Source organism: Streptomyces cynarae, assembly GCF_025642135.1.
Taxonomy (GTDB): Bacteria; Actinomycetota; Actinomycetes; order Streptomycetales; family Streptomycetaceae; genus Streptomyces; species Streptomyces cynarae.
Genome location: NZ_CP106793.1, coordinates 5,683,870 through 5,705,427 on the forward strand (window position 1 = coordinate 5,683,870; position 21,558 = coordinate 5,705,427).

Consider the following 21,558-nt stretch of genomic DNA (forward strand, 5'->3'; position numbering starts at 1 on the left):
CACTACGTGATCGTCTCGTAACATTGCCGCATGTCTCCGACCGAGTTGCCGTCCGTCGCGGCCGCCAATGTTCTCCCGAAGGTGGCACCCGTCAGGGTCGAGGAAGGCGAGCGGCTCAGGTCGGTGGCGCTGCCCGGGATCACGCTGACGGTGCGGTCGAGACCACCGCGGCACGAGGGGCTGCCGCCCGCGCTGTACGTCCACGGGCTCGGGGGCTCCTCCCAGAACTGGTCGGCGCTGATGGCACTGCTCGACGGACACGTCGACGGCGAGGCCGTGGATCTGCCGGGCTTCGGCGACTCGCCGCCGCCGGACGACGGCAACTACTCCGTCACCGGGCATGCGCGCGCGGTCATCCGCTATCTCGACGCGGCCGGACGCGGTCCCGTGCACCTGTTCGGCAACTCGATGGGTGGAGCCGTTGCCACGCGCGTGGCGGCCGTCCGCCCCGATCTCGTGCGCACGCTCACGCTCGTCTCGCCCGCGCTCCCCGAGATCCTCATCCAGCGGGGCGCCGTCCCGACGGGCCTGCTCGCGCTGCCCGGAGTCGCCGCCCTGTTCACCCGGTACACCAAGGAGTGGACGGCCGAACAGCGCGTCCGCGGGGTCATGGCGCTGTGCTACGGCGACCCCGGACGGGTCACGCCGGAGGGCTTCCGCAACGCGGTGGAGGAGATGGAGCGGCGGCTGAGGCTGCCCTACTTCTGGGACGCGATGGCGCGCTCGGCACGCGGCATCGTGAACGCCTACACGCTGGGCGGGCAGCACGGGCTGTGGCGCCAGGCGGAGCGGGTCCTCGCCCCGACGCTGCTCGTCTACGGCGGCCGGGACCAGCTGGTGTCGTTCCGCATGGCCCAGCGCGCGGCCCGCGCCTTCCGCGACTCCCGCCTGCTGACCCTGCCCGAGGCGGGGCATGTCGCGATGATGGAGTACCCGGACGTGGTGGCCGCGGCGTTCCGCCAACTCCTCACGGACACGGGCGAGTCGGGTGCGGGCTCGGCGAGCGGGGGTCCGGCGGCGACGGGCGGGACCTCCACGCAGGGCACCGGGACCTCCACGCAGGGCACCGGGACCTCCACGCAGGACACCGGGACCTCCCTGCACGACGCGGCGAGCGACGACACCGGCACGGCGGACACGAGGAGCTGAGACGCGGCGTGGGACGACACAGCCGCAAGGGGCGGGACGACAGGACGAACGGTGACACGGAGGTGGTGCCGGGCATATCCGCGGCGGAGGGTTCGCCACGGGGTGCGGCGGCCGGCGGCAAGCGCCGTACGGCCGACGGGACCCCCGCCCGAGGCGTTCCGCGGTTCGCCGACGGCACCCCCGCCCATGGCGTGCCCCGCCTTCCCGACGGTGCCCTTCAAGCTCGCGGCGATCACCCCGAGCACCGCGAAGACGGCGGCGCCTGGGGCGACTTCAGGGCCGGCACGGCCCAGGACGTGCCGCGCCGAGGTGCCGTGCCCCGCATCCCGCGGCAGCGGTCGCAGCCCGGCCCCCGTCAGGAGTACCTCGACGCCTTCGACGAGGACGAGGACGTCTTCACGCCGCGTCGCACCGCTGGCGCCCCGCACGCACCCCTGACCGACGAACGCCACCCCGGCGCGCGGACCGAGGAGACCGGCGCGCACACCGAGGAGACCGGCGCGCAGACCGAGGAGGCCGCGTCGCCCGCCGGGACCGGTGAGGCCGCGCGCGGCAGGGGCGGCAGGGGTCGCTCGTACGCCGGGATCGTGGCCGCCGCCGTGACCACCGTGCTCGCGGTCGTCGTCGCCGGCCAGGTCCTCGCCGGACAGCACCGCGCCGCCGCACCGTCCCGGACCGCCACCGACCAGGCCCGCGGCACCTCCGGCCCGGTCACCGGCGCCGACCCCACCGTCTCCGTCTCGCCCGGCGCGACGCCGCTCACCTACGAGCAGGCGATGGACAGGACGTACCCGCTCAGCGCCACGCTGAAGGGGCCCGGGACGTTCTCCGCGGTCCCCGGCACCGCCAAGGCGCCCGGCACCGGACGGAAGTACACCTACCGCGTGGACGTCGAGAACGGTCTCGGTCTGGACGGCGAACTCTTCGCCCAGGCCGTGCAGAAGACCCTCAACGACGACCGGAGTTGGGCGCACAACGGCGCCCGTACCTTCGAGCGCATCCACTCCGGCAAGCCCGACTTCGTGATCACGCTCGCCAGCCCCGGCACCACAGCCGCCTGGTGCGCGAAGTCGGGTCTCGACACCACGGAGGACAACGTCTCCTGCGACTCCGCCTCCACCGAGCGCGTGATGATCAACGCCTATCGCTGGGCGCAGGGCTCGACGACCTACGGTGACGAAATTCACGCCTACCGTCAGATGCTGATCAACCACGAGGTCGGCCACCGCCTCGGCTACGGCCATGTGACCTGCGACAAGACCGGCGAGCTCGCCCCGGTCATGCAGCAGCAGACAAAGTTCCTCGACCACGACGGAATCCACTGCCTTCCCAATCCCTGGCCGTACCCCGGGAGTTGACGGTGGCAGCTCTCGTCACATTGACACACGCTGAAAGTTCGTTCATATTGCTGCCCATGTCGCCCCGTCATGCCTCCCGTCGCGCCGCCATCGAGCTGGCGCTCATCGGCGTGACCGCACTCTGCGTGGCCGACATCCACTGTCGCTGACGCCCGCCTCAGGCGTTCGCGTCGCGATTTTCCTCTCTCTTCCGTGATCCGTCGGCATGCGCCGACCGGTTCGCGTTTTCTCGACGACCCGGCGCCGAGGCAGACGTCTGACCAGATCTGTCTCACATTTCCGCTAATCCGTCTCGTCATGCGAGACGAATCCCGAGAGGTCGTCATTCCGATGCGTCAACCGTCCGTCATAGCGCGCCGTGTGGCAGCGGCATCCGTCAGCCTGGTCGTGGCAGCGGGCGCCGCCGCCTGCGGGCCGAAGGACAACGGTGTCAAGGCTTCCGGTGGCGACTCCACGCCGCACAAGGGCGGCACGCTGACCGTCCTGAACTCCGATCCGCAGCAGGACTTCGACCCGGCCCGCCTGTACACCTCCGGCGGCGGCAACGTCCCCTCCCTCGTCTTCCGCACGCTCACCACGCGCAACCGCGCGAACGGCGCCGCCGGGGCCAAGGTCGTCCCGGACCTCGCCACCGACACCGGGCGCCCGAGCAAGGACGCGACCGTGTGGACGTACACCCTGAAGGCGGGCCTGAAGTACGAGGACGGCACGCCGATCACCTCGGCCGACATCAAGTACGGCATCGAGCGCTCCTTCGCGCCCGAACTCTCCGGCGGCGCCCCCTACCTGAGGGACTGGCTGGTCGGCGCGGCGGACTACCAGGGCCCGTACAAGGACAAGAAGGGCCTCGACGCGATCGAGACCCCGGACAGCCGGACCATCGTCTTCCACCTGAACAAGCCCGAGGGCGAGTTCCCGTACCTGGCCACGCAGACCCAGTTCACGCCCGTCCCGAAGGCCAAGGACACCGGTACGAAGTACGAGGAGCACCCGATCTCCTCCGGCCCGTACAAGGTCGTCCAGAACCAGAACGACGGCGAGCGGCTCATCCTGGAGCGCAACGCCTACTGGTCGGGTGACGACCAGCGCAAGGCCTACCCGGACAAGATCGACGTACGCTCCGGGCTCGACTCCTCGGTGATCAACCAGCGACTGTCTGCGTCCCAGGGTGCGGACGCCGCCGCGGTCACCACGGACACCAACCTCGGCCCGGCCGAACTCGCCAAGGTGACGGGCGACAAGGAGCTGGCCGCCCGCGTCGGCACCGGCCACTTCGGCTACACGAACTACATCGCGTTCAACCCGACCATCAAGCCGTTCGACAACGTCAAGGTGCGGCAGGCGATCTCGTACGCCATCGACCGGTCGTCCGTCATCAACGCGGCGGGCGGCTCCTCGCTGGCCGAGCCCGCCACCACCTTCCTCCCCGACCAGAAGTCCTTCGGCTACACGCCGTACGACCCCTTCCCGGCAGGGGCGACCGGCAACCCGGCCAAGGCCAAGGAGCTGCTGAAGGAGGCCGGTTACGCGAACGGACTCACGATCACCCTCACGCATTCGAACGACAAGAACTTCGAGACCAGCCCGGAGATCGCGACCGCCGTCCAGGACGCCCTGAAGAAGGCCGGTATCACCGTCAAGCTGCAGGGTCTGGAGAACAACGACTACAAGGACAAGATCCACGGCGTCACGACGGAGCCCGGCCTCTTCCTGGCCCACTGGGGCGCCGACTGGCCCTCCGGCGGTCCCTTCCTGGCCCCGATCTTCGACGGCCGGCAGATCGTCAAGGACGGCGCGAACTTCAACACCGGCCTGCTGAACGACAAGTCCGTGAATGCCGAGATCGACGCGATCAACAAGTTGACGGATCTCGACGCCGCCGCCGAGCGCTGGGGCGCACTGGACAAGAAGATCGGCGAGCAGGCCCTGGTCGTGCCGCTGTTCCACCCGGTCTACAAGCGCCTGTACGGCAAGGACGTCAAGAACATCGTGATCAGTGACTGGACCGGTGTTCTGGACATCTCGCAGGTGGCGGTGAAGTAGCGCCGTGAGCGAGGCACTTGTCGCCGTCGAGGCCGCCGGGACGGACGCACCCGTCCCGGCGGCCTCGGGGGCCCGTCTGTTCTGGCGGCGGCTGCGGGCCCAGCGCGCCGTCCTCGTCGCCGCGGCCGTCGTAGCGCTGCTCGTCCTGGTCGCACTCGGCGCGCCGCTGCTCACCGCGCTCGAGGGCCAGGACCCGACCACTTACCACCCGACGCTCATCGACTCGGCGCGCGGCGGTGTCCCCATAGGGTCGTTCGGCGGCATGAGCGGCGACCACTGGCTCGGCGTCGAACCGCAGACCGGACGCGACCTGTTCGCACGGCTCGTGTACGGCGCGCGGGTCTCGCTCGGCGTGGCACTCGCCGCCACGGTGGTGCAGGTCCTGCTCGGTGTCGTGATGGGCATCGCGGCCGGACTCGGCAACCGCTGGGTCGACCTGGTCCTGAGCCGGATCACCGACATCTTCATCTCCATGCCGCTGATGATCATGGCGCTCGCGCTGCTGGCGATCGTCCCGAGCAGCTTCCCGCGGCCCGTGCTCGTCGCGCTCATCGTCGGCTTGGTCTCCGGCTGGGGCACGCTGTCGAAGATGGTGAGGGCCCAGACTCTCACCCTCAAGGGGCTCGACTACGTCTCCGCCGCCCGGCTCAGCGGCTGGAGCACCGTCAGCATCGCCCGCCGTGAGCTGCTGCCCGGCCTGGCCGCGCCCGTCATCACGTACGCCGCGCTCCTGGTGCCGCAGAACATCTCCGTCGAGGCCGCCCTGTCCTTCCTCGGCGTCGGTGTGAAGCCCCCGACGCCGTCGTGGGGGCAGATGCTCACCGCCGCCGACGTCTGGTACCAGGCCGCCCCGCAGTACCTGCTGCTGCCCGCGGGCGCGCTCTTCATGACCGTGCTCGCGCTCACCGTCCTCGGTGACGGGGTGCGCACCGCGCTCGACCCGCGCGCGGCCTCGCGTCTGCGTGTCGGAACCGGCCGCAAGCGGGAGGCCAGGGCGGACGCGGCCGCACGGAAGGAGGACCGGACATGAGCGGCTTCGGCGGTTTCGTGCTGCGCCGTGTCGTCGGCGCGCTGGTCACCTTGTTCGCCCTCTCGGTGATCATCTACGTCGTCTTCTACGTGACCCCCGGCAACGTCGCCCAGATCACCTGCGGACCGCGCTGCTCGCCGGAACAGGTGCACCAGGTCGCCCAGCAGCTGAAACTTGACGACCCGCTGTACGTGCGCTACTGGCACTTCCTTCAAGGCCTGTTCGTCGGCCAGGACTACTCGACGGGCACGTCCGTGGAGCACTGCCCGGCGCCCTGCCTCGGCCTGTCGTACCAGAGCGACCAGCAGGTCACCGACATCATCCTGGGGAAGCTGCCGGTCAGCTTCTCGCTGGTGCTCGGCGCGATGGTGATCTGGCTCCTGCTGGGCATCGGCACCGGTGTGCTGTCCGCCTGGCGGCGCGGCAGGGTCACCGAGCGGGCGCTGACCGCGATCACCCTCGCCGGCGTGGCCACACCCGTGTTCGTCATCGGCCTGATCCTGATGATCGTCATCTGCGGTCAGCTCCAACTGCTGCCCTTCCCGCAGTACGTCGACTTCACCGACGATCCCGAGCAGTGGGCGTGGAACCTGCTGTTGCCCTGGCTCTCGCTCGCCCTGATCGAAGCCGCCAACTTCGCCCGCCTGACCAGGGCCTCGATGCTGGAGACGCTGGCCGAGGACCACATCAGGACGTTCCGTGCCTACGGGGTCGGCGAGCGCTCGGTCATCGCGCGGCACGCGCTGCGGGGGGCGTTCGCGTCCGTCATCTCCCTGAACGCCGTCACCTTCGGCTCGGCCGTCGGCGGCGCGGTGCTCACCGAGACGCTCTTCGGACTGCCGGGCATCGGACAGGAACTGGTCCAGGCGGTGAAGGTCGTCGACCTGCCGGTCGTCGTCGGCATGGTCCTGGTGATCGGTTTCTTCGTGGTCCTTGCCAACGCTGTCGCGGACGTCCTGTACGCGGTGGCCGACCGACGGGTGGTGCTCGCATGAGCCTGGTGGAAGTCACGGACCTGACCGTGGAGTTCGGTTCGCTGCGCGCCGTCGACGGTCTCTCCTTCCGACTGGCCGAGGGCGCCGCCCTGGGCCTGGTCGGCGAGTCCGGCTCAGGCAAGTCGACCGTCGCCTCCGCGCTCCTCGGTCTGCACCGCGGCACGGGCGCCCGGGTGACCGGCTCGATCCGGGTCGCCGGCACCGACGTCCGGCAGGCGTCCGACGACGACCTGCGGCGGCTGCGCGGCGGCAGGGCCGCGATGGTGTTCCAGGACCCGCTGTCGTCCCTGGACCCGTACTACGCGATCGGCGACCAGATCGCCGAGGTGTACCGGGTGCACACGCGCGCGTCCCGGCGTGCGGCACGCGCGCGTGCCGTCGAGGTGCTGGACCGGGTGGGCATCCCGGACGCCGTACGACGGTCCCGCTCGCGCCCGCACGAGTTCAGCGGCGGAATGCGCCAGCGCGCCCTGATCGCCATGGCGCTCGCCTGCGAACCCGACCTGCTGATCGCCGACGAGCCCACCACCGCACTGGACGTGACCGTCCAGGCCCAGATCCTCGACCTGCTGCACACCCTGCGCGCGGAGACCGGGATGGGGCTGCTCCTCGTCACGCACGACGTGGGCGTCGCCGCGGAGAGCGTCGACGAGGTGCTCGTCATGCGGCACGGCAAGGCCGTCGAGCACGGCGCTGCCGCGGCCGTGCTGGCGGAGCCCCGTGAGGAGTACACCCGCGAACTGCTGAGCGCGGTGCCGCGCGTGGACGCGCCGCGGGTCGAGAGGAGCGCCTCGACGGACGAGGTCGCCATCGAGGCGGTGGGACTGCGCCGCCGGTTCGGCCGCGGCAAAGGGAAGTTCGCGGCCGTCGACGACGTGTCGCTGACGGTGCGGCGCGGCGAGACGCTCGGCATCGTGGGGGAGAGCGGCAGCGGCAAGACCACCCTGGGGCGCATGCTGGTCGGGCTGCTGGAACCCACGGCCGGCGAGGTCCGCCACGGGGGCATCACGCGGGCGGGGGTGGACCCGGCCGTGCAGATGGTCTTCCAGGACCCCGTCTCCTCCCTCAACCCGCGGCGCAGCGTGGGCGAGTCCATCGCCGACCCGCTGCGGGCGCGGGGGAGCGATGAGCAGCGCATCCGGGAGCGCGTGCGCGAACTGCTGGAGCGCGTGGGCCTCGACCCGGCACAGTACGACCGGTACCCGCACGAGTTCAGCGGCGGTCAGCGCCAGCGCGTCGGCATCGCGCGGGCACTCGCCGCCGAACCGCGCGTCATCGTCTGCGACGAACCGGTCTCCGCACTGGACGTCACCACTCAGGCGCAGGTCGTGGCCCTCCTCGCCGAGTTGCAGCGCGAACTCGGGCTGGCACTCGTGTTCATCGCGCACGACCTCGCCGTCGTGCGCCAGGTCAGCGACCGGGTCGCGGTGATGCGGCGCGGCCGCATCGTCGAGTACGGCCGCACCGACGAGGTGTACGAGTCGCCCCGGGACCCGTACACCAAGCAGCTCCTCGCGGCCGTCCCCGCGCTGGATCCGGCGGTGGCGGCCGAACGGCGCACGGCCCGCAGGGAGCTCACCGCCGCGTGACCCGCCGCACGGCCGAAAGTGAGCCATGAGCCGGCCTCGGGGCGAACGACGGGCGTTCGACGACAGGACCTAGCGCGATCGAACGCTGCCTGTGCGGGAAAGTTACGCCCGTTCACCCCTTTTGGTGGCGCGACGGACAACCGTCCGCCGCGCCACCGCCCCGTCCGCGTACGTTCGTCCCGCTGCGGGCCGCCGGACGACGGCGGCTCCCTACGGGAGATCGGGGGTGCACACGTGCGCATCGGACTGCTTACGGAGGGTGGCTATCCGTATGTGAGCGGTGACGCCAGGCTCTGGTGCGACCGGCTCGTGCGCGGACTTCGGCAGCACGAGTTCGACGTCTACGCGCTCTGCCGCACCGAACGGCAGGAGGCCGGTGGCTGGATCCCGCTGCCGCCGCACGTCGGCCGGGTACGCACGGCACCCCTGTGGACCGCGCAGGACGACGGGGTCGCGTACGGGCGCCGGGCACGGCGACGGTTCACCGAGGCGTACGGGGAGCTGGCCGCCGCCCTGTGCACGGCGCCGGAGCCAGGTGCGCCGCAGGGGGCGCCCGAATCGGCCGGCCCCGAGGCGGACCGTTTCGGCAGTGCCCTCTACGCGCTCGCCGAACTCGCCCGTGACGAGGGCGGACTGACCCGCGCGCTGCGTTCCGAGACCGCCGTACGCGCACTGGAGGGCGCCTGCCGTGCGCCGGGTGCCCTCCGGGCGGCACGCGCGGCGGACGTCCCCGACCTGCTGGAGGTGGCCGCCTACGTCGAACGTGCCCTGCGTCCCCTCTCGCTGGACTGGTACGAGGACGACGGACTCGGCTCCGTCGACCTCTGCCACGCCACGTCGGGCGCCGCCGCGGCCCTGCCCGGGCTGCTCGCCGGGCACTTCGCCGGCGTTCCGCTGCTGGTCACCGAGTACGGCGTACGGCTGCGGGCGCACTACCTGGGCACGACGGACGAGACGCGCCCGGTGCGCGCGCTGCTCGCCTCCTTCCAGCGCCGGCTGGCCGCCGAGGTCTACCGGCGGGCCGCGTGCGTCACGCCCGGCAACGCCCACGCCCGCCGCTGGCAGGAGCGGTGCGGCGCCGACCGCGCCAAGGTACGCACCGTCTACCCCGGCATGGAGGCGTCCCGCTTCACGGAGGTGGGTGAGGCCCCCGACCGCGCGGACCCGTACACCCTGGTCTGGGTCGGCCGTGTTGAACCCGCCAAGGACCTGGTCTGCCTGCTCCACGCCTTCGCGGAGATCCGCAAGGCGGAGCCGAGGGCCAGGCTGCGCGTCGTCGGGACCGCGGCGGACGCCGAGGGGGCGGAGTACCTCGGACAGTGCAGGGCCCTGGCCGCGCAGCTGTTCCCGGACGAGGCGGAGGGCGTGCACGCCGTCGGCGACAACCCGGTGTCCTTCGAGGAGATCGGCGACCCGGAGGTGCCCGACCTGGCGGAGGCATACGCGTCCGGGGCGGTCGTCGTCCTGTCGAGCGTCGTCGAAGGGTTTCCGATCAGCCTGGTGGAGGCCATGTTCTGCGGTCGCGCGACGGTGTCCACGGATGTGGGCGCGGTGGTCGAGGTCATCGGCGGCACCGGCCTGGTGGTCCCGCCGCGCAATCCGCGGGCGCTCGCGGAGGCCTGTCTGGCACTGCTGCGCGACCCCGCGCGCCGTGAGCGCCTCGGCGCGGCCGCCCGCGCGCGAGCCCTCGAACTGTTCACCGTCGAGCAGAACGTGGCGGCATTTCACGGCATTTACCTGGAGATCGTCTCCCACGCGCCGGTACGGCGGGTCGTCGTGGACGACGCAGGCGAACCCCTGCCGTTCGGAGCGCCCGCGGAGGCCCATCTGCCCGGCCGCTGGACCGAGCCCCGGCTCCCCGGCGCCCGACCCCGCTGGGCGTCCGCCCAGGACCCCGCGCCGACACCCGTACGCGCCGCCATGTGGCCGCATGCAGCCGTTCCGGCAGCGGAGGGCGCGCGATGAGTGACGTGAGGGACGTGGGCGAACGGCCTCGCTCCGACGCCTGGGACACAAGGCCCGAGGAATGGGACCTGGGGGCGGAGAGCGCGTACGCGAGCGCGGAGGAGACGGCGGAGGCGCGCACAGGGGCCGTCGCGGCGGACCGTGTCCCCCAGGCCGTCGCGGCCGAGGCTGCGCCCCATGCCGCCGGCGCCGTGCGCGCCGTGGACGCCGGGAGCGCGGATCCCGCCCGCAAGTCCCCCGCCCGCCGAGGCGCCGCCGACCCCGTCAAGGCGCTCATGCACCGGCACCGGGAGCTGTGCGAACGGGCCGTCGACCCGCTGGAGATCGCGGCCGGTCTGGAGGCCCACGGACTGACCGACCGGGCCGCAGCCCGCTACCGGCACCGGGACGTCTTCTCGCTCGCCGAGGAGATGTACGCGCGCGTACCCCGCGACGACGACCGGCCCCCACCGCGCCCCGCCCCCACGGGCGGCCCCCGCGAGCACCGGGCGTGGGCCGTCCTCGCCCTGCTCCCGGGTGCCCTGTGCGCAGCCGCCGTCATCGGCCTGCGGGCCACCGGGGGCCGGGCCCACCTCGCCGTCGCCGTACTCGGCGCCCTCGCGGTCACGTTGGGCCTGCGCGTGGCGCTCGGCCGAGGCCCGCTGCGTGCCCCCGCCCACACCACGTCCGCCGCCACGCGCGTGTGGACGTGCTGGCTGCTCGCCTACGCCCTCCTCGGCGACGGCCTGCTGCGCGCCGCCCTGCACGGCGGCCCCGACGGCCCCTGGCCCCTGGCGACCGCCCCCGTTGTGGCCCTCGCGCTGGCCTGCGGCCCGGCTGCCTGGTGCGCCCGCCTCTTCGCCGTCCACGCCCGCCGCAGACTCGCCGCGAGCCGCGGCCTGGAGGAGTTCCGGGGCTCCGTCACCCCGCTGTTCCTCGGCGTGTTCGCCCTCTTCCTGGCCGCCCTCGCCGCACTGCTGGCGCTCACCGGAGCCCTCCTCGGCCGACCCGCCGTCTCGGTGGGAGCCGCTGCCCTGGGCGCACTCCTGCTGCTCGCCCGGCTGCTCGCCGTCCACGGCGCCGGGCGGGCCCCCACCGTCGTCCTCGGCACCGCGGCCGCCGCCGAGGCGACCGCCCTGGCCACGGTCTTCGCCGCTCGGCTCCCCGGCTGCTCCGCCCTGGTCACGCCGGTCGAGACACTCACCGACGCCTGGGGCGCCGACGCCGTACCGGTCCTCGTCTGCGCCCTGGCCGCCCTGACCCTGCTGATCCACGCGATCCGCACCCTGACCCGGGCCTCGGCCCACGCCCGGCCGCCCGGATCACCCTGAGCCGTCGGCCCATGGCCACTGGGACGTCATGGAGCCACGACCGCTGCCCGGGACCCGGTCCCCGGCACGCCCTCCCGCGGGGCCGACACCGCGGGGCCTCTCTCATCCCACGGCACCACCCTCGTAAGGAGAAACGCCAGATGATCACCTCCCGAACCGGAGAGTCCGCCCCGGGAGCCGCCCGATGAGGGTCCTGCTGATCGGAGCCAACGGATACATCGGCCGCTTCGTCGCCGACCGCCTGCTCGCCGACCCCGCCGTGCAGCTCACCGCGCTGGGACGCGGCGACGACGCCGACGTACGGTTCGACCTCGCCGCCGGCAGCCCCGGCGCACTCACCCGCTTCCTGGACGCCGTGCACCCCGGAGTCGTCATCAACTGCGCCGGTGCCATCCGCGGCGGCGCCCGCGAACTCACCCGGCACAACACCGTCGCCGTCGCCACCGTCTGCGAGGCCCTGCGCCGCAGCGGGTGCGGGGCCCGCCTGGTGCAGATCGGCTGCAGCGCGGAGTACGGACCCAGCCAGCCCGGCTCCTCCACGGCCGAGGACGCGGTGCCGCGCCCCGGCGGCCCGTACGGCGTCAGCAAGCTCGCCGCCACGGAACTCGTCCTCGGCTCCGGACTCGACGCCGTCGTGCTCCGCGTGTTCTCGCCCGCCGGGCCCGGCACCCCCGCCGGATCCCCGCTCGGCCGCCTCGCCGAGGCCCTGCGCCGCGTCATGCAGTCCGGCGACGGCGAACTCAAGCTCGGCGGCCTCGGCGTACAGCGCGACTTCGTCGACGTACGCGACGTCGCCCGCGCCGTCCACGCCGCCTCCCTCTCCGCCGCCCAGGGCGTGATCAACATCGGCTCGGGCCGCGCCGTCCGCCTGCGTGACGCCGCCGCCGTCCTCGCCCGTGTGGCCGGCTACGGCGGCGCCCTGCACGAACTCGACGGCCCTCCCAGCCCGGTGCGGCCGGTCCTCGGGCACCACCGGGGCGACCCCGAGCACGCCGTCCCCGTCGCCTACCCCTACCCGGACGGCTGCGGCAGCTGGCAGCAGGCCGATGTCCGCACCGCCCGCGACCGGCTCGGCTGGCGGCCCCGGATCAACCTCGAGGAGTCCCTAGCGGACATCTGGATGGAGGCGGCATGCCGCATCTGACCAACACCCCGGCGAGCACCGCGAGCACCGACCTCGGCCTGGGCCTCGGCACCCCGGGCTATGCGCACCCCCTCCTCGCCCCCGAGGAGTGGGGCGCACTCGCCCGTCCGGGGACCCCGGTGCACTGGGCCGCCCTCAACGTGAGCAACGGTCCCGGCAGCCGGCCGGATCCGCACTGCGTGCAGGCCGCGGGGCGACTGCACACCGCCGGCGTCCGTGTTCTCGGTCACCTCGACGCCGTCTGGGGCGCCCGACCCTTCGGCGAGTTGATCTCCGAGGCGGACCGGTATCTCGACTGGTACCAGGTCGACGGCTTCCTGCTGGACCGCTGCCCCACCGAACGCGCCCTCCTCTCCGAGACCGGCCGGACGGTCACCACGCTGCGCGCGCTCCTCGGCCACGGGCACATCGTCCTGGGCCACGGCAGCCACCCGTATCCCGGATACGCCGAACACGCCGACCAACTGGTCACCTTCTCCGGCTCCTGGAGCGACTACCGCTGGTCGCAGGTCGCCGAGTGGACTGCCGAGCACCCGCCCGAGCGCTTCTGCCACTTCGTGCACGGCGTGCCCCGCGGCCACCTCGAGGAGGCGCTGCGCATCGCCCGCTGGCAGGGCGCCGCCACGATCTGGTTCACCGACCGCACGGACCGCGGCGGCCGCACCGTCCCCTGGGAGGCCATGCCCGGCTACTGGGACGACATCGTCTCGCGTCTCGGAACGGGTGTCTCGGAATGAAGAAGGGCGTGGCAGTGTTACCAGGAGAACAACCGTAGTGATTGACCGACCAACGGAGTCCCCGTGTCGCTGCCACCCCTGGTCGAGCCGGCTTCCGAGCTCACCGTAGACGAGGTCCGCAGGTACTCCCGCCACCTGATCATCCCCGATGTCGGGATGGACGGGCAGAAGCGGCTGAAGAACGCCAAGGTGCTCTGTGTGGGCGCCGGCGGTCTGGGCTCGCCGGCGCTGATGTACCTGGCCGCGGCGGGCGTGGGAACGCTCGGCATCGTGGAGTTCGACGAGGTCGACGAGTCGAACCTGCAGCGGCAGATCATCCACAGCCAGTCCGACATCGGCCGCTCGAAGGCCGAGTCCGCGCGCGACACGGTCAAGGGCATCAACCCCTACGTGAACGTGGTCCTTCACGAGGAGCGGCTCGAGGCCGACAACGTGATGGACATCTTCAGCCAGTACGACCTCATCGTCGACGGCACGGACAACTTCGCGACGCGCTACCTGGTCAACGACGCGTGCGTGCTGCTGAACAAGCCGTACGTGTGGGGTTCGATCTACCGCTTCGACGGCCAGGCCTCCGTCTTCTGGTCGGAGCACGGCCCCTGCTACCGGTGCCTTTACCCGGAGCCCCCGCCGCCGGGCATGGTCCCCTCCTGCGCAGAGGGCGGCGTCCTCGGCGTGCTGTGCGCGTCGATCGGCTCCATCCAGGTGAACGAGGCGATCAAGCTCCTCGCGGGCATCGGCGAGCCGCTGGTCGGCCGGCTGATGATCTACGACGCCCTGGAGATGCAGTACCGCCAGGTCAAGGTCCGCAAGGACCCGAACTGCGCGGTCTGCGGCGAGAACCCGACCGTCACCGAGCTCATCGACTACGAGGCCTTCTGCGGCGTCGTCTCCGAGGAGGCCCAGGCGGCGGCCGTCGACTCGACGATCACTCCCAAGCAGCTCAAGGAGTGGATCGACGACGGCGAGAACATCGAGATCATCGACGTCCGCGAGCCGAACGAGTACGAGATCGTCTCCATCCCGGGCGCCAGGCTGATCCCGAAGAACGAGTTCCTGATGGGCACCGCCCTGGAGACCCTCCCGCAGGACAAGAAGATCGTCCTGCACTGCAAGACCGGTGTCCGCAGCGCGGAAGTCCTCGCAGTCCTGAAGTCGGCGGGCTTCTCCGACGCCGTCCACGTGGGCGGCGGCGTGATCGGCTGGGTCAACCAGATCGAACCGCACAAGCCGGTGTACTGATCAGCGGTCTCGCCCACCAGCGAGGCTGAAGAAGCCCACGGCTCTGACCAGCTCAGATGCCGTGGGCTTCTGTCGTTGTCGATTGGCTTCGGGTGGCCTCGCACGGCCCAGAGACGGCCCGGGCTGCGGTGGTCACCGGGGAACCCTGCTGCGAGAGCGCAAAGCACTGCCGCCCGACAGGGCGCCTCGGGCTCGGTCACCGGCAGCTCAGCGGGTGGAGCCGGAGCCCTTGCGTGACGGCAGTGCTTTGCCACCAGGCCCGCGGAGTCCCAATGCCGTGGACGCCCAGGTTGCCGGTGGAGGAGTGCCGTCCGCGGCGGCACCTCTTCCGTGTCACTCGTCTGCACCGTCGGAGGGGACGGCGAGCAGCCGTCCGCTGAGGCTGGGACCTGACATAGGTACGGCGCGCTGCCCGTTCGGGAGCCGACCGGGCAGACGAGACCGCGACGCGGCAGACACGCGCTGCCGAAGGAAGGGGAAGGTGCCTCGGCATGTCACACCGCACCGTGATGACGCCGGAGGCCACCTGGATGGCCAGGTGGGCGGGAGCTCTGCTGTGTCTCGTGGTGGCCGCCATCCATGTCGTGGACCAAGGCGGCATTACGACGACGAGGGACCCCTATTACGTCGGCGTCGCCTACCACGTCCTGGAGATCGCGGCCGTGGTCGCCGCCGTGCTGCTCCTCGTCGGTCTCGTCCGACCGGGATGGCTGCTGGCAGCCGGGGTCGCCATCGGCCCCCTGCTGGGCTACATCCTCTCCAGGGGTCCGGGACTGCCGGACTACAGCGACGACATCGGAAATTGGACGGAACCGCTCGGGCTGGTCAGCCTGGCCGTCGAAGGAGCCCTGCTCCTGTTGGCGGTCCCGCTCTTCGTGCGAAGCCTGCGCCGCAGAACCTACTGAGGCCGCCTTTAGCAGCTCCTACACGCTCCTGCGCCGGACTGCAGCGTGACCCACGACAAGGGGCCGGCCCCGGAGGAAACCCTTCCTGAGTCGGCCCTTCATCATGTGTCCCAGCAGGTTCGAACCTGTGACACCCGCTTTAGGAGTTCGATCCGAGCCTGCTCCGGCGGCTGTCGTCGACTGGTGCGACGGCTAGACAGAGACGCTGGTGTACGCCTCCGTCCGGCGTCGTTGATGTCATTCCCAAGTGCCGTTGTCGGCGCGGCGGATGGCCGGGAGTCGTCCGTCCTCGCGCACCACGCGTCCGTCCTGGTGGACGCGGGGGAGAGCATCAGGGCTGTGTCCCAGTATCTGGGGCACCACGACCCGGGCTTCACCTTGCGGACGTACACGCACCCGATGCCCAGCAGCGAAGAGCGGACCCGTGAGGCCGTGAACCGTGCCTTCTCGCAGGCCCCCGAGACCGATGACGGCCCCACGACGGCCCACGAGGGGTGAAGATGCACCAGCTCAGATGCCGTGGGCTTCTGTCGTTCTTGGGTGGGCATGGCGCTCTCGCGCGCCCCGTGGGCTGCCCACTGATCAGCCGTCAGGCCCTCCGGTGCAGCCGAGTGAGCTAGCCACGCGTGATCACCCGACCGTAGGCTGCGTGGGTCGTGCCGGGTGGCGACGTGGGAGCGGATATGGCTTTCTCAAGCGGTCAAGACCTCCAGTACCTGGAGTCACTTGACTCCGTGCGGATGCCGTGGCCGGGTCCGACTGGCATGTCGGACTTGGAGCGGCAACGCCGGGATGAGCTTGAGCTTCAGATCTTCGTCGAAGTACTCATGACCCTTGCGCTGGGGCGCGATGTCGTCGTTCCTCAGTCCTATGCTTTCGACTCCACCGGATTTCTCACCCTCGCTCGCACCGTACTCAGGGCCCGTAATAGGGCAGCAATTGATGAACACCCCTTCCGGATTCATCTGTTCGGTGCGGATTCTTTCGAGGATGCCGCAGCAAGCATGCTCAGTCGTGCCTTCGACAAGAACCGTCCATTTTTCAGTTCCTTACTGCCGGAACTCCACAAGCCGGAACAATATGGCCTCGATCCTCGCGACGTTCGCTGGCAGTCGGAGAACCTCGATCGTCTGCTCAATAGTGACTGGATAGGCGTCGAACGGGCACAGGCGCTGAACGATATTCGTGCGGAATTTCGAGGCCTGCCCCGAGTGAGGGCAAAAGCCCCGGCTGCGCCATTGGGGCTGGGGGAGCTGCTTGCCTCCACCATTGCGGAGGAATCCCTGACGGGTCGAGCGGAACAATCTCTTCCGGAGTCCTTCCGTGAGGTCCATGCAGACCTCGTCAGTGCGATTCGTCGTCTTGATCCAACACGGCCTCGGGCGTTCAACGAACGCAGTCGACTGCGAATCGCAGAACCATGGCCCAACGATTCGGATGGTAGAACACCAGAGGAAATCGTCGGAAGCAAGGATACGCTCGATCTCGTAATCGAGTTCGTTGACACTTTGTACAATGCAATCGTGGCTGATTCAATCGGTATTGCGCCCGCGACCTTCAGTACTGATGTGGCCCTTGGGGATCGGATCCTCATCTCTCGCGCCATTGCCCAAGAGCTCGCAATCGCGCAATACCGTTCCGGGGCGCACCAAGCGGCCTGGTTGCCGCACGAGGGAGTTTCGACAGGCGAGTCAGAGGAACAGCCATTGTTCGAAGTGCGGCTCAATTCACAAGCGGTCGCCACGGAGACGCAAACCCGTCGCCAACTGTCGAATCTGCGGGATAGTGCGGTAGACGCCATCGCCGCTCTCCTTGACGCGCGAGCGCAGCGGGGAGGTCAGGGCCGGGCCCGGTCGCCCTTCTGGAAGGGTCTGGACAAGTTGGCTGCGGCAGAGGACGCCACAGCCGTCCGCAATGCACTCGATGATCATCTTGCCTGCGTCGCGTCCATTCTCGGCGGTCGAGGCGAGGCCGGTCTGGTAGGCAAATTTGGCGTTCAGGTTCTCCTTACCGGTGGTGGTGCCGCCGGACCTGCCATTGCGGCTGCACTCTGGCAAGTGCCGGGTATCCTCGAGTTCCCTGCGACAGCCATCGGGGCCGTTGCCCCTGCTGTGGCCAAAAAGGGAGTTGAATCCATCCGCCGCTGGCAGGGCACGCGGCGCAGGGCCCATGCACTTGGAAGGGTTGTCGACGTGAGGGGACATCAGCCTTGAGAGACCCGGAACGCCATGAGCCGATCCGCCGGAAGCGCGAGGTCCTCGCTTATGCGAATCGCTTCGCCGAGGTCTTCGATGACGAGGTGGAGTTCCCGGACGGGACCCTTGGCCGATACCTGAGAATCGCAAATCGCGGTGAAGGTCCAGGTGTGGTGATAGTGCCCATCCATGGAATGACTGTCGGGCTGGTCCATACATATCGCTACCCGGTCGGCTCATGGCAGTGGGGCCTGCCTCGGGGTTTCTCTCATGGTCATGATCCCCTCGTCACCGCCCGGGCGGAGCTCCGGGAAGAGCTTGGTGTGCAAGACGCCGAACTCGAGCACTTGAGCGTCATGACACCAGATTCGGGAATGTTGGCGACCCGGGTCGCCCTAGTGCTCGCACGAGTGAACGACCCCATTGGGCGCGTAGTTGATGTGCAAGAAGTGTCCGCCGTGCGCTGGCTTCACGTCCGAGAACTATGGCATTGGGTAGCTCAGGGGCGCATCGAGGACGGCATGTCTCTGGCTGCTTTGGCTCTTGCTCACGCGCTCGGGCATCTGCCTGGTCGGTGATCAGGCAAGGGGCGAGTATCAGAGTCCACGAGGTGCTCACCTTCTTCCTGGACGGCGGGCGCTTCGGGTGTCATGGGTGTCCGAAGCCTCTGCTGTCGTCATGAGCAGACCGTTCCGTCCTTCGGTACGGTCCCGTTCAGCAGATACGCGTTCACCGCGGAGTCCACGCAGGTGCTCCCGCTTCCGTACGCCCCGTGGCCCTCGCCCTTCCAGGTGAGCTCCACTCCGACACCCTTGCCCAGCCCGTCGGCCATCTTCCGGGCGCCCTCGTAGGGCGTTGCGGGATCCCCGGTGTTGCCCACCAGCAGCACCGGCGCGGCTCCCGGCGCGCTGACCACCGGGTGGTCGGACTGTCCGGCCACCGGCCAGTCATGGCACCAGCCGGCCGTGTCCCAGCCCAGGAAGTCGCCGAAGACGGGTGAGATCTTCTCGAACTCCGGCAGCAGTTTCTTCACCGACTCGGGCGTCGGCCGCTGCCTGTCGTCCAGGCACGATATGACCCGTTGCGCGTGTGTCGTGGTGCCGTAGTGGCCCGACGGGTCCCGCTCGTTGTAGTCGTCGGCCAGCGACAGCAGCCCGGAACCGTCGCCCGCCTCGGCCGCCTGCAGGGCGCTGGTGAGCATGGGCCAGCTCTGCTTGCTGTAGAGCGGCAGCACGATGCCGGTGACGGCCAGTGTCTGGGTGAGCTGTCGGCCCGACGACGTCGGCAGAGGTTTCGCGTCGGTCCGCCGCAGCAACTCGGTGACCTTCTTGGAGCCCTGCTTCGGGTCCTGTCCCGTCGACCTCAGATAGTCGTCCAGCGCACGCTGGAACCCGAGGGCCTGGTTCTTCGCGTGGCCGATGCTGTCAGCGGTGGGGTCGACGACGGCGTCCAGCACCATGCGCCCCACGTTCTTCGGGAACAGGTGGGCGTACACGCCACCCAGTTCGGTGCCGTACGAGATGCCGAAGTAGTGCGTCGTCCGGTCGCCGAGCACTTGGCGCATCAGGTCCATGTCTCGCGCTGTGTCGGTCGTCGAGACGTGCCCGAGCAGCTTTCCGGCCGCCTTCGCGCAGCCCTTGCCGAAGGCGGCGGCGTCATCGAGGTACGCCTTCTCCTCGACAGTGTCGTCCGGTGTCACATCGATGCTCTCGGCGGCCTGCATCGCCTGGTCGCTGCGGCAGCGGATCCCGCCACTGGCTCCGACGCCGCGAGGATCCCAGCTCACCAGGTCGTACCGCTCGTGCAGGGTGGAGACCGTGGTCGCGAACGACGGCATCATCGAGACGCCGGAGCCGCCGGGACCGCCGAAGTTGAAGAGCAGTGAGCCGATCCGGTCGCCCCCCTCGGCCCGGGACCGGATCAGCGCCAGGCCGATCGTCTCACCGTCGGGCTTCGCCCAGTCCAGCGGTGCCTTCAGCGTGGCGCACTGCCAGTCTCCGCCCGGCGCCGACGTGCCCTTGCAGCGGCCCCAGTCGAGCTTCTGCGCGGTGAGCGAGGCGGGCAGCCCCGTGGTCCCGCCTCCACCGGACGAACCGCCACCGCAGCCGGCCACCAGCAGCGCGGCGGCGATCACGGCCGTCCACCGTGGAAAACGTGACATCTGTACCCCCCTCCTCCGCTCCCCGCTCGGTGCCGCGGAAAGCAATGAGGCCATGGTAGGCGGATCGAGCGGAGCCCATATCGGCCTGTGGATAACCATCTGACCTGGGATTTCCCGTAATGGGGGTGGGGTTTTCGTCTGCGGGTGGGTGGGGCCGGTCGGTCGGGTGCGGGTGCGTCGGTCAGGTGCAGACGGTGCCGGCCGCGGGGACCTTTCCGTTCAGCAGGTAGCCGTTCACGACGCTCTGCACGCACTTGTTCCTGCTGTCGTAGGCGCCGTGCCCCTGGCCCTTGTACGTCACCTCCACGCCGACGCCCTTGCCCAGCGCGTCCGCCATCCTCTTGGCGCCCTCGTAAGGGGTGGCCGGATCTCCGGTGTTGCCGATCACGAGGATCGGCGGGGCGCCGGGCGCGCTCACGTTCGGATGGTTGGCGGCTCCTGCCACGGGCCAGCCGGTGCAACTGAGCATGCCCCAGGCCAGGAAGTCGCCGAACACCGGGGAGGCGGCCCGGAACTCCGGCAGCTTGGCCTTCACGTCGGCCGGCGTGTACCGCGGCTTCTCGTCGGCGCAGTTGATGGCGACGTTCGCAGGGATGAGGTTGCTGTACTGGCCGTTCTCGTCGCGCCCGTTCAACGCGTCCGAGAGCACCATCAGCACCTCCCCGTCGCCCGCGTAGGCCCGCTGCAGCCCTTCGGTCAGGTAGCCCCAGAAGTCCTTGGAGTACAGCGCCTGTGCGATGCCGTTGGTCGCGGCGGTCTGGGTCAGCCTGCGGGGGAAGATTCCGGGGATCGGCTTGGCGTCGAGTCTCTTCAGCAGCGCGACGATCCGGTTCTCGACATCCTGCGGGGTGCGGCCGACCGGGCATCCGGTGCTCTTGGAGGTGCAGTCCCGGGCGTAGTTGTCGAGCGCGAGCTGGAATCCCTTGGCCTGTCCGAGCGCGCTCTGTTCCGGGTCCTGTGTCGGGTCGACGACCCCGTCCAGCACGGCCCGCCCGACGTTCTTCGGGAACAAGTGCGCGTAGACACCGCCGAGTTCGGTGCCGTACGAGATGCCGAAGTACTGCAGCTTCTTGTCGCCGAGCACCTGGCGCAGCAGGTCCATGTCGCGTGCCGCGTCGGTGGTGCGTACATACGGCAGCACCCTGCCGGAGTGCTTCTGGCAGGCGCTGCTGAACTGTTTGGTGCTGTTGAGGAAGGCCGTCAGCTCGGCCGCGTTGTCGGGTGTCTCGTCCTGCTGGAAGAAGGCGTCGAGCCGCTGATCGTCCTCGCATTTCACGCCAGCGCTCCGGCCGACTCCGCGCGGGTCGAAACTCACGAGGTCATAGCGGGTGCGCAGGGTCTCGTAGTCCTGTGCGAAGGCGGGCAGCGCGGTCACGCCGGAGCCGCCCGGGCCGCCGAAGTTGAAGATCAGGGAGCCGATTCGCTCGCTCGGGGGGCCGCTGGCCTTGACCCTGATCAGCGCGATGTCGATGGTGCCGCTCGTGGGGTCGTCCCAGTTCAGGGGCGCCTTCATGGTCGCGCACTGCCACCGTCCGCCGTTCGGCAGCGGTGAGGGAGCGGTGCCGCCGCCCTCCGACGCGGACGGCGCCGGGCAGTTGTTCCAGATCAGCTTCTGACTCGACAGCTCCCCGTCCACGAAGCCGCTGGCGCAGCCCGTCAGAAGGGAGGACACAAGCACGGCGGCGGCGCTCACGGCGGCGGCACGCTTCGAGAGACGGTTCGGCATGTCCCCATC

19 protein-coding genes are annotated in these 21,558 nt (G+C 70.2%); 16 read left to right on the forward strand and 3 right to left on the reverse strand.

Annotated features, from left to right (window positions below; translation table 11 throughout):
• Nucleotides 1–30 precede the first annotated feature (30 nt).
• From N8I84_RS26065 to N8I84_RS26130, 15 genes are all read left to right on the forward strand, one after another.
• Complete coding sequence (locus tag N8I84_RS26065) at nucleotides 31–1,149, forward strand: alpha/beta fold hydrolase (RefSeq protein ID WP_263231917.1); 1,119 nt, start codon at nucleotides 31–33, stop codon at nucleotides 1,147–1,149.
• An 8-nt stretch (nucleotides 1,150–1,157) separates the two neighbouring features.
• Complete coding sequence (locus N8I84_RS26070; RefSeq protein ID WP_263231918.1) at nucleotides 1,158–2,507, forward strand: DUF3152 domain-containing protein; 1,350 nt, start codon at nucleotides 1,158–1,160, stop codon at nucleotides 2,505–2,507.
• A gap of 56 nt (nucleotides 2,508–2,563) precedes the next feature.
• Nucleotides 2,564–2,656, forward strand: a complete 93-nt coding sequence (locus tag N8I84_RS42780) for an Ms4533A family Cys-rich leader peptide (RefSeq protein ID WP_313884285.1) — start codon at nucleotides 2,564–2,566, stop codon at nucleotides 2,654–2,656.
• A gap of 181 nt (nucleotides 2,657–2,837) precedes the next feature.
• Nucleotides 2,838–4,550 carry an ABC transporter substrate-binding protein gene (locus N8I84_RS26075; RefSeq protein WP_263231919.1) on the forward strand — a complete coding sequence of 571 codons (1,713 nt, stop codon included), beginning with the start codon at nucleotides 2,838–2,840 and terminating at the stop codon, nucleotides 4,548–4,550.
• Nucleotides 4,551–4,554: 4 nt separating this feature from the next.
• Nucleotides 4,555–5,580: an ABC transporter permease gene (locus N8I84_RS26080; RefSeq protein WP_263231921.1), complete on the forward strand. Its 1,026-nt coding sequence runs from the start codon at nucleotides 4,555–4,557 to the stop codon at nucleotides 5,578–5,580.
• The gene (locus N8I84_RS26085; RefSeq protein ID WP_263231922.1) at nucleotides 5,577–6,575 is read left to right on the forward strand and encodes an ABC transporter permease; all 999 of its coding nucleotides are present in this window, start codon (nucleotides 5,577–5,579) and stop codon (nucleotides 6,573–6,575) included. The genes N8I84_RS26080 and N8I84_RS26085 overlap by 4 nt, the downstream gene beginning before the upstream one ends.
• Entirely contained in the window at nucleotides 6,572–8,164 is a 1,593-nt protein-coding gene (locus N8I84_RS26090) for a dipeptide ABC transporter ATP-binding protein (RefSeq protein WP_263231923.1), read from the forward strand. Before N8I84_RS26085 ends, N8I84_RS26090 begins: the two co-directional genes overlap by 4 nt.
• Before the next feature lie 234 nt (nucleotides 8,165–8,398).
• Nucleotides 8,399–10,129, forward strand: a complete 1,731-nt coding sequence (locus tag N8I84_RS26095) for a DUF3492 domain-containing protein (protein ID WP_263231924.1) — start codon at nucleotides 8,399–8,401, stop codon at nucleotides 10,127–10,129.
• Nucleotides 10,126–11,439 carry a hypothetical protein gene (locus N8I84_RS26100; RefSeq protein ID WP_263231926.1) on the forward strand — a complete coding sequence of 438 codons (1,314 nt, stop codon included), beginning with the start codon at nucleotides 10,126–10,128 and terminating at the stop codon, nucleotides 11,437–11,439. The genes N8I84_RS26095 and N8I84_RS26100 overlap by 4 nt, the downstream gene beginning before the upstream one ends.
• Before the next feature lie 184 nt (nucleotides 11,440–11,623).
• A complete protein-coding gene (locus N8I84_RS26105; RefSeq protein ID WP_263231927.1) occupies nucleotides 11,624–12,583 on the forward strand; it encodes an NAD-dependent epimerase/dehydratase family protein in 960 nt (319 codons plus the stop codon).
• Nucleotides 12,571–13,320: a spherulation-specific family 4 protein gene (locus N8I84_RS26110; protein ID WP_263231929.1), complete on the forward strand. Its 750-nt coding sequence runs from the start codon at nucleotides 12,571–12,573 to the stop codon at nucleotides 13,318–13,320. Before N8I84_RS26105 ends, N8I84_RS26110 begins: the two co-directional genes overlap by 13 nt.
• A gap of 63 nt (nucleotides 13,321–13,383) precedes the next feature.
• Entirely contained in the window at nucleotides 13,384–14,562 is a 1,179-nt protein-coding gene (gene moeZ / locus N8I84_RS26115; RefSeq protein WP_263231930.1) for an adenylyltransferase/sulfurtransferase MoeZ, read from the forward strand.
• 491 nt (nucleotides 14,563–15,053) lie between these two features.
• Nucleotides 15,054–15,467, forward strand: coding sequence for a hypothetical protein (locus N8I84_RS26120; RefSeq protein WP_263231932.1), 414 nt, complete (start codon nucleotides 15,054–15,056; stop codon nucleotides 15,465–15,467).
• Nucleotides 15,468–15,701: 234 nt separating this feature from the next.
• Nucleotides 15,702–15,965, forward strand: a complete 264-nt coding sequence (locus tag N8I84_RS26125; RefSeq protein WP_313884360.1) for a hypothetical protein — start codon at nucleotides 15,702–15,704, stop codon at nucleotides 15,963–15,965.
• A gap of 266 nt (nucleotides 15,966–16,231) precedes the next feature.
• Entirely contained in the window at nucleotides 16,232–17,680 is a 1,449-nt protein-coding gene (locus N8I84_RS26130) for a hypothetical protein (protein WP_263231933.1), read from the forward strand.
• Here N8I84_RS26130 and N8I84_RS26135 read toward each other — a convergent pair.
• Entirely contained in the window at nucleotides 17,671–17,853 is a 183-nt protein-coding gene (locus N8I84_RS26135; protein ID WP_263235070.1) for a hypothetical protein, read from the reverse strand. The two genes, N8I84_RS26130 and N8I84_RS26135, sit on opposite strands and share 10 nt — an antisense overlap.
• A gap of 3 nt (nucleotides 17,854–17,856) precedes the next feature.
• On the opposite strand from N8I84_RS26135, the gene N8I84_RS26140 reads away from it, so the two are divergent.
• Nucleotides 17,857–18,240: an NUDIX hydrolase gene (locus tag N8I84_RS26140; protein WP_263234891.1), complete on the forward strand. Its 384-nt coding sequence runs from the start codon at nucleotides 17,857–17,859 to the stop codon at nucleotides 18,238–18,240.
• 98 nt (nucleotides 18,241–18,338) lie between these two features.
• Here N8I84_RS26140 and N8I84_RS26145 read toward each other — a convergent pair whose 3' ends face one another.
• On the reverse strand, nucleotides 18,339–19,823 hold the full coding sequence (locus N8I84_RS26145) for an alpha/beta hydrolase (RefSeq protein WP_263231935.1): 1,485 nt from the start codon (nucleotides 19,821–19,823) through the stop codon (nucleotides 18,339–18,341).
• Between the two features lie 181 nt (nucleotides 19,824–20,004).
• The gene (locus N8I84_RS26150) at nucleotides 20,005–21,549 is read right to left on the reverse strand and encodes an alpha/beta hydrolase (RefSeq protein WP_263231937.1); all 1,545 of its coding nucleotides are present in this window, start codon (nucleotides 21,547–21,549) and stop codon (nucleotides 20,005–20,007) included.
• Nucleotides 21,550–21,558 lie beyond the last annotated feature (9 nt).

Coding starts and splice junctions, on each gene's coding strand:
- N8I84_RS26140 (WP_263234891.1), top strand. CDS start 17,857: ATGACTGTCGGGCTGGTCCATACATATCGCTACCCGGTCGGCTCATGG.
- N8I84_RS26110 (WP_263231929.1), top strand. CDS start 12,571: ATGCCGCATCTGACCAACACCCCGGCGAGCACCGCGAGCACCGACCTC.
- N8I84_RS26090 (WP_263231923.1), top strand. CDS start 6,572: ATGAGCCTGGTGGAAGTCACGGACCTGACCGTGGAGTTCGGTTCGCTG.
- N8I84_RS26120 (WP_263231932.1), top strand. CDS start 15,054: ATGTCACACCGCACCGTGATGACGCCGGAGGCCACCTGGATGGCCAGG.
- N8I84_RS26145 (WP_263231935.1), bottom strand. CDS start 19,823: ATGTCACGTTTTCCACGGTGGACGGCCGTGATCGCCGCCGCGCTGCTG.
- N8I84_RS26150 (WP_263231937.1), bottom strand. CDS start 21,549: ATGCCGAACCGTCTCTCGAAGCGTGCCGCCGCCGTGAGCGCCGCCGCC.
- N8I84_RS26130 (WP_263231933.1), top strand. CDS start 16,232: ATGTCGGACTTGGAGCGGCAACGCCGGGATGAGCTTGAGCTTCAGATC.
- N8I84_RS42780 (WP_313884285.1), top strand. CDS start 2,564: ATGTCGCCCCGTCATGCCTCCCGTCGCGCCGCCATCGAGCTGGCGCTC.
- N8I84_RS26100 (WP_263231926.1), top strand. CDS start 10,126: ATGAGTGACGTGAGGGACGTGGGCGAACGGCCTCGCTCCGACGCCTGG.
- N8I84_RS26085 (WP_263231922.1), top strand. CDS start 5,577: ATGAGCGGCTTCGGCGGTTTCGTGCTGCGCCGTGTCGTCGGCGCGCTG.
- N8I84_RS26075 (WP_263231919.1), top strand. CDS start 2,838: ATGCGTCAACCGTCCGTCATAGCGCGCCGTGTGGCAGCGGCATCCGTC.
- N8I84_RS26065 (WP_263231917.1), top strand. CDS start 31: ATGTCTCCGACCGAGTTGCCGTCCGTCGCGGCCGCCAATGTTCTCCCG.
- N8I84_RS26105 (WP_263231927.1), top strand. CDS start 11,624: ATGAGGGTCCTGCTGATCGGAGCCAACGGATACATCGGCCGCTTCGTC.
- N8I84_RS26135 (WP_263235070.1), bottom strand. CDS start 17,853: ATGGATGGGCACTATCACCACACCTGGACCTTCACCGCGATTTGCGAT.
- N8I84_RS26125 (WP_313884360.1), top strand. CDS start 15,702: ATGTCATTCCCAAGTGCCGTTGTCGGCGCGGCGGATGGCCGGGAGTCG.